Source organism: Brevibacterium sp. R8603A2, from assembly GCF_023072605.1.
In the GTDB taxonomy this organism is placed as follows: domain Bacteria; phylum Actinomycetota; class Actinomycetes; order Actinomycetales; family Brevibacteriaceae; genus Brevibacterium; species Brevibacterium pityocampae.
Window position 1 is genome coordinate 1 of the sequence record NZ_JALLGN010000024.1, and the last position, 6,440, is coordinate 6,440.

Genomic DNA, 6,440 nt, shown 5'->3' on the forward strand with positions numbered 1-6,440 from the left:
TTCCATGCTCGACTACCAGACCCCTGCCGAGATCGAGGCCACACATTTCGCCGAGAACCAGACCATCGGCAACGCAGCCTGAATACAGAACAACCGTTCAGCCTCAACTAAACCCGGGATTTGACAGGTCGTGGACGATGTTGACCAGGTGACGCAGGTCGCGGCCGAGCCGGTCCAACTTCCACACCACCAGGGTGTCCCCGTGACGTAGGGACTTCAGGCACGCCGCAATGGTTATGACAGTGTGAAGTGGCCCCGGCATGACGGTTTCATCTGGCCCCACCCGCGACTCGCCGATGGTGTCGCGACGGCCACAACTGGCCCCACCCTGGAACCACACACTGGTTCAACAGAACAGGGGCCACCACCTTGGAGTCACGAGTGGAACTCTTCGCCACCATCCGCCGCGACGCCCGCATCGAAGGACTCTCGATCCGGGCTCTCGCCAAACGCCACAACGTGCACCGCCGCACCATCCGCCAAGCCCTCGACCACGCTGAACCACCAGCCAGAAAGCCGCCGACGCGATCGTCGCCGAAGCTCGACCCCTACAAACCTGCCATCGACGCGATGTTGCGCTCGGACCTCGAAGCACCCCGGAAGCAACGCCACACAGCAACTCGGATCCTGAACCGCCTCATCGACGAACACGCAGCCGCGGGCCTCTCCTACTCCACGGTCCGCGACTACGCTCGCGTCCGCCGGGCAGAAATCGATGCTGCTGCCGGCCGGCGCAAAGAAGTCTTCGTCCCCCAGCACCATGCACCCGGTGCTGAAGCTGAAGTCGATTTCGGGGAAGTCTGGATCATCCTCGACGGGGTGAGAACGAAGTGTCACATGTTCGTCTACCGGCTCTCCCACTCCGGTAAAGCCATCCACCGTGTTTATCCGACTTGCGGGCAGGAAGCCTTCCTCGAAGGCCACATCGACGCTTTCAACACTCTCGGCGGTATTCCCACCAGGCATATCCGCTACGACAACCTCACCGCCGCCGTGACCACGGTCTTGCACGGGAAGGATCGGCGGCGGAAGGAAAACGACCGGTGGATACTGTTTGCCTCACATTACGGGTTCGATCCGTTCTACTGCCAACCCGGTCTTGCTGGGGCCCATGAGAAAGGTGGTGTTGAAGGAGAAGTCGGATGGTTCCGCCGCAACCATTTGACCCCCATGCCCGAAGTCTCCTCCCTGACCGAACTCAACGAACAGATCAAAGCCTGGGAAGCCGAGGATAATGCTAGGCGGATCAGTGGGAAAATCACCACCATCGGCGACGACTACGCCACTGAACGGGACCTGCTGGCTCCGTTGCCGGTCGAAGTCTTCGATCCAGGTCTGGTGCTGCATCCGCGGGTAGATCGGTCCTCGATGATCACCGTGCGGATGATGAAATACTCCGTGCCCGCGCATCTCATCGGCCAGAAAGTCCGCGTCTCACTGAGAGCCTCACACCTACAGATCTACAACGACCACCAGTTGGTGGCCACGCATCCCCGGGTGGCGTCTCGTGGCGGGCATGTCGTTGATCTCGATCACTACCTCGAGGTGCTCAAGCACAAACCCGGAGCCCTCCCGGGATCCACAGCATTGGCAGCCGCAAGAGCCTCCGGGGCGTTTACCCCAACCCATGATGCGTTTTGGGCAGAGACCCGGAAAGTCAACGGCGATCCGGAAGGAACGAAAGAACTCATCGACGTGCTCCTCCTCCACCGATCACTCCCAGCTGACGCTGTGATCGCGGGAATCCGTGCAGCATTGAGAATCGGGGCGGTGTCGGCGGAGGTCGTAGCGATCGAAGCCCGCCGCCACACACCCACAGGTGGGACCAGTTCGGACCGTCACCCCGCTGCACATCGTGAGGGGCAAGAGCAGAAAGTTGTCAGTCTCACCCAGCGCCGCCTCACCGACCCAGACGCCGTGATCGCGGGCCTGCCACCTGATACCAGGCCGCTGCCCTCGGTTGCCGCTTATGACCAGTTGCTCCCGCGCCGATCCACACCACAGCAATCCACCGCTACTGTCATTCCGAGAGCGAGTACATCCTGATATGGCCACACCACCGACCGCTGTCACGAACAGTTTGCGTCGTCGACGCAATATGACCGAAGAAGCTGCGCTGGCGGCAATCGATCAAGCCTGCCGGCGACTCCGACTGCCCACGATCCGTGCGGTCCTCGACGAAGCCATCACCGTCGCCGGGAAAGAACAGCTCTCCTATCCAGGGTTCCTCGCCGAACTCCTCCTGGCGGAGGTTGATGATCGTGACCGTAGGTCCACGATCCGGCGGGTGAAGGCTGCTCAGTTCCCGCGGAGTAAATGGCTCGGGGACTTCGACTTCGACGCCAACCCCGACATTGAAGCCGCGACCATCAACCAGCTCGCGACCGGTGAGTGGATCCGCAAGGGCGAACCCTTGTGTTTGATCGGGGATTCCGGGACGGGGAAGTCTCATCTCCTCATCGGTCTGGGCACTGCGGCCGCCGAACAAGGCCATCGGGTCCGGTACACATTGGCGACACGCCTGGTCAACGAACTTGTTGAGGCTGCTGATGAGAAAACACTGGCGAAGACCATCGCCCGCTACGGACGCGTAGACCTGCTAATCATTGACGAACTCGGATACATGGAACTCGACCGCCGTGGTGCCGAACTCCTCTTCCAAGTCCTCACCGAACGCGAGGAAAAGAACAGTATTGCGATCGCGTCGAATCAGTCATTCTCAGGGTGGACGGACACGTTCACCGACCCGAGATTGTGTGCCGCGATCGTTGACCGTCTCACCTATCACGGGACGATCATTGAAACCGGCACGCACTCCTACCGACTCGCCCACACACGACAGGCAGTGAGCAAGTAACGGCCCTAGAACACCATTGTCATGAACACACTGTTCGGATCTTCTTCATAAGATCCGAAGGGACCAGACTCGATGAACCCAGAGCGTCGATACAAAGCTCGTGCAGCAGCGAAGAACTCCATGCTTCCTGTCTCCAAGGAAACTCTGGACACGCCACGCGAACGGGCGTCTTGCAATGAGAACTCCAGAAGTTGCGAGGCTATGCCTTTCCCGCGATGGTGCGGAGCCGTGCGCATGCTCTTGAGCTCTTCATGGTTCTCGTCCAGCTCGGCTAGCGCCACTGTTCCGACGACTTCGCGGTTCTCGTAAGCAACCCAGAGGCGAACACCGGGTCGCTGCAGGGCTGCAAGGTCAAGGGCGTGCCGGGATTCTTCGGGGGCAGTCGGCTCCATATCCAACAGATGGTCTTTCAAGAACGCAGTTACGGATTGGTCAGCGAAGTCAGCACGCTCGATAGTCAGCATCTCCCCATTCAAGTGGGGCCACTTCAAACCGTCAAGGTGGGGCCACTTCTAGTTGACATAGCCACCGCAAGCTCGGGACGGTCCTCCTTCTTGCCCGAGGCCCTGTCCTCGTACAGAGCCTCCGGGTCGACGCCCTCAGCTAGGAGCGCATCCCGCTGCAGGTTCGTGGTCTGCGATCCGTCGGCCTTCGAGACGCGCATGTAGCCGACCAGCATGTGACCTTCGCCGGTAAATGGCGGTGTTCTGTCGATGCTCCGTGGCGGCTTTAGTTGGTGGTACCGATGACAAGCGTGGTCTGGCCGTCCGTGGTCGAGAGTCCTGCCGCCGATGCGAGGGCGGCAGTGTCATCGTCAGCAGCTGAGGTGTCCTCGTCGACGTAGCCAGATCTCCAGGGGAATGGTCGTCAGTGGCGGTACCGCGGCGATGATCGAGAGAGCTGTGACCCGCCATGGCCACCGCAGGGTGATGGCGGTGATGAGCGCTATGGCGAGGTAGATGAGGAACATGCCGCCGTGCAGGGCGCCGAAGATGCTGACACCGACGTCGGTTGTGCCCGTCACGTACTTGAGGAACATCCCCGCGAGCAGACCAGCCCAGGTGAAGGCTTCGAGAAAGGCCGCGACGATGGAGACTCTTGCCACAAGCGGAAGTCCATAACGCTGCTGGGTGCTTGCGCTCATTGGTTCGCCTCGTTGCTCGGGAGTTCGTCTGCGTCCGCGACGGAGCGGGCGAGGTGCTCTGCCAGCGCGGCGCGCAGCTGGTGGGGTAGTGGGATCGCGCCGATGGATTCGCTGAGCCAAAGACCGTCGGCAGCGAGGTAGGCGACCATCTTCTGCAGTGCCCGAGGGTCGGTCGGGTCGATGCTGGCGGGGTCGGGGACCCAGCGAGTGATGACTCGTTTCCACGGCTTGCTGAGCTCGCTGTCGGTGCTCGCTTCGAGCATAAGCAGTAACTCCGCGCCGGTGGCGTCGCGGGCGCTGACTCGGGCATAGGCGGCGAGTCGCTCATCCTGCGATGCCTCATCCGGGTCCTTGCCCAGTGCGTGGATCATCTCCTCGTCCCAGTGCTGGGCTTGATGTTCGTGCAGCGCGAGCATCATGGCATCCTTCGAGGGGAAGTGGTAGAGCAGCCCGCCTTTGGTGAGTCCGGAGGCGGCGGCGACGGATTCGTACGTGAGCGCCGTGACGCCGTCGGTCTCGACAACGCTGAGGGCGGCCTTGAGGATCGTGTCCCGTTTACTGGTCCGCATGGGCGGTCCTTTCTCGGTCAGTGCTCGGAGTGCAGCTGTGACTGGGTGCCAGGCAGGTACCGGCGCAGAAGCACTCCGGTGATGACTGCGCCCACCGCGAGAACGACTGCGACGACCAGCATCACAACGAGGTAGGCGGAGTCGAAAGCCGTCGCCGCCGCCTGGAGGATCTCTGCGTCACCCTGCGCAGCAGCCTGTGCCTCAGCGATGCTGTTGCCAGCCGCGTCCGGGGCGCCGTCGGGTAGAACGACGCGTGCGCTGTAGATAGCCGTGAGCAGGCTCCCGAGCACGGACACTGCAATGAGGCTGCCGAACTCGTAGGAGACTTCTTCGATCGAGGCGGCCATGCCTGCTCGGCGCACCGGCACGTTCCCGATAATCGCGGTGGAGGCGACCGCCAAGGCGGCTCCGATACCAGCTCCGGTCAACAGCAGTCCGAGGATCAGCACGCCGAAGGACGACTGGAATCCGATGACCGTCACCACGACGCCGCCGGTGGCGAAGGCGAGACCGCCGGTGATGAGCGCGAGCAGTCCGGTGCGGTGCAGGAACGCGCCCCCCAGGAGCGCTGTCGGCAACGTGCCCACGGCGATCGCGGCGACCAAGAGCCCAGCTTCCAGCGGGCTGAATCCGGCGACCTGCTGGAATCGCTGCGTGGTGACGAGCTGGATGCCCCCGATCGCGAACATCGCGAACGACGCGGCCAGCACTCCGGCAGTGAACGCCGGGTTGCCGAAGATGGAGAACTCCAATAGAGGTTGCTCCATACCTCGCTGACGGCGCACGAACAGCCAGAACCCGATGGCAGCAACGAGCAGCGCAACAATGATGGTCGTTGCCGAGGGCGGCGCGTGGCCGATCTCTTTGATGGCCATCACCGTTCCGACAAGCCCGATCATCACCAAGATCGAGGAGATGGCATCCCATCGCTTCGAGGGATCCGGGTCGTTGGCCGGGCGGATCAGCCAGGTAGCGACCAGCGCCAGCACCACAACGGGCACGTTGATCAAGAACACCGAGCCCCACCAGAAGAACTCAAGGAGTGTGCCGCCAATAATCGGGCCGAGGGCGAACCCGATGACCGACATACTTCCCCAGACCGCGATGGCGATATTGCGCTCACGCTCGACCGTGAAAGTGGTGCGGATCAGCGCCAGGGTGGCCGGCATCATCGCTGCCGCACCGACAGCGAGCACAGCACGCGCAGCGATCAGGACCTCGGGTGACGGAGCGAACGCTGCCAGCAGGGAAGCCAGTCCGAAGATCACCAGACCGACAACAAACATCCGCGTGTGGCCGATGCGATCCCCCAGGGTTCCGCTGCCCAGCAACAGCCCCGCCATCACCAGGGGGTAGGCATTGATGATCCAGAGGTTCTGTGTGTTCGAAGCCTGCAGTTCCTCAGTCAGCGTCGCCAGGGCCGTGTAGAGAATCGAGTTATCCAAGGTGATCAGCAGCAGACCTGCTCCAACCGTCACCAGCAGCGACCAGCGTCGCCTCTTCGTCATCGCGGACATGCGCGTCTTCCCCTCGTCGTGAACGACATAACTGTACCGGATGGATGGTGTAGTTAAGTCGACGGAGGGAGAGACTCACGGCGCGCGCTATGCATGGCGTGCGGGCGGCGAAGCTTGGAAGGTTTTAGAGCGAAGGCGCGGCACTTCGATGCAGGCAAAACCGGACGAGCTGGTGCCTCAGTTGGGTACACCCCAACGCGACACCCTGCGGGCATGCGAAATCATGGTGTGGCTTCGTTCGCTTGGTGGCGGGGTTTTTGCAGCGCTCCGTGGCGGTCTTGTTGCCGCGATCACGCAGGACTGGCTGCAGGTAGGTGTCGCGGTCTGAACCGAGAGGGGTGCGCCCGGTCGGG

General features: G+C 62.2%; 6 protein-coding genes and 2 pseudogenes. 2 read left to right on the forward strand and 6 right to left on the reverse strand.

The genetic code is table 11. From position 1 onward, the window contains the following. Window positions 1-124 precede the first annotated feature (124 nt). Window positions 125-220, reverse strand: a pseudogene (locus MTQ12_RS14565) (recombinase family protein); the annotation flags it as partial. 149 nt (window positions 221-369) lie between these two features. Between MTQ12_RS14565 and istA the strand changes: the two are divergent. Beyond that, the gene (gene istA / locus MTQ12_RS14570; RefSeq protein WP_247619193.1) at window positions 370-2,046 is read left to right on the forward strand and encodes an IS21 family transposase; all 1,677 of its coding nucleotides are present in this window, start codon (window positions 370-372) and stop codon (window positions 2,044-2,046) included. A 52-nt stretch (window positions 2,047-2,098) separates the two neighbouring features. Then, on the forward strand, window positions 2,099-2,857 hold the full coding sequence (gene istB, locus MTQ12_RS14575; RefSeq protein WP_282599428.1) for an IS21-like element helper ATPase IstB: 759 nt from the start codon (window positions 2,099-2,101) through the stop codon (window positions 2,855-2,857). Between the two features lie 5 nt (window positions 2,858-2,862). Here istB and MTQ12_RS14580 read toward each other — a convergent pair whose 3' ends face one another. From MTQ12_RS14580 to MTQ12_RS14600, 5 genes and pseudogenes are all read right to left on the reverse strand, one after another. Further along, on the reverse strand, window positions 2,863-3,321 hold the full coding sequence (locus MTQ12_RS14580; RefSeq protein WP_247619195.1) for a GNAT family N-acetyltransferase: 459 nt from the start codon (window positions 3,319-3,321) through the stop codon (window positions 2,863-2,865). 26 nt (window positions 3,322-3,347) lie between these two features. Continuing rightward, a pseudogene (locus MTQ12_RS14585) lies at window positions 3,348-3,536 on the reverse strand (recombinase family protein); the annotation flags it as partial. Between the two features lie 135 nt (window positions 3,537-3,671). After that, on the reverse strand, window positions 3,672-4,001 hold the full coding sequence (locus MTQ12_RS14590; RefSeq protein WP_042329407.1) for a DUF3817 domain-containing protein: 330 nt from the start codon (window positions 3,999-4,001) through the stop codon (window positions 3,672-3,674). After that, a complete protein-coding gene (locus MTQ12_RS14595; protein WP_247619196.1) occupies window positions 3,998-4,570 on the reverse strand; it encodes a TetR/AcrR family transcriptional regulator in 573 nt (190 codons plus the stop codon). The genes MTQ12_RS14590 and MTQ12_RS14595 overlap by 4 nt, the downstream gene beginning before the upstream one ends. Before the next feature lie 17 nt (window positions 4,571-4,587). Then, window positions 4,588-6,087: an MFS transporter gene (locus MTQ12_RS14600; protein ID WP_247619197.1), complete on the reverse strand. Its 1,500-nt coding sequence runs from the start codon at window positions 6,085-6,087 to the stop codon at window positions 4,588-4,590. Between the last annotated feature and the right edge of the window lie 353 nt (window positions 6,088-6,440).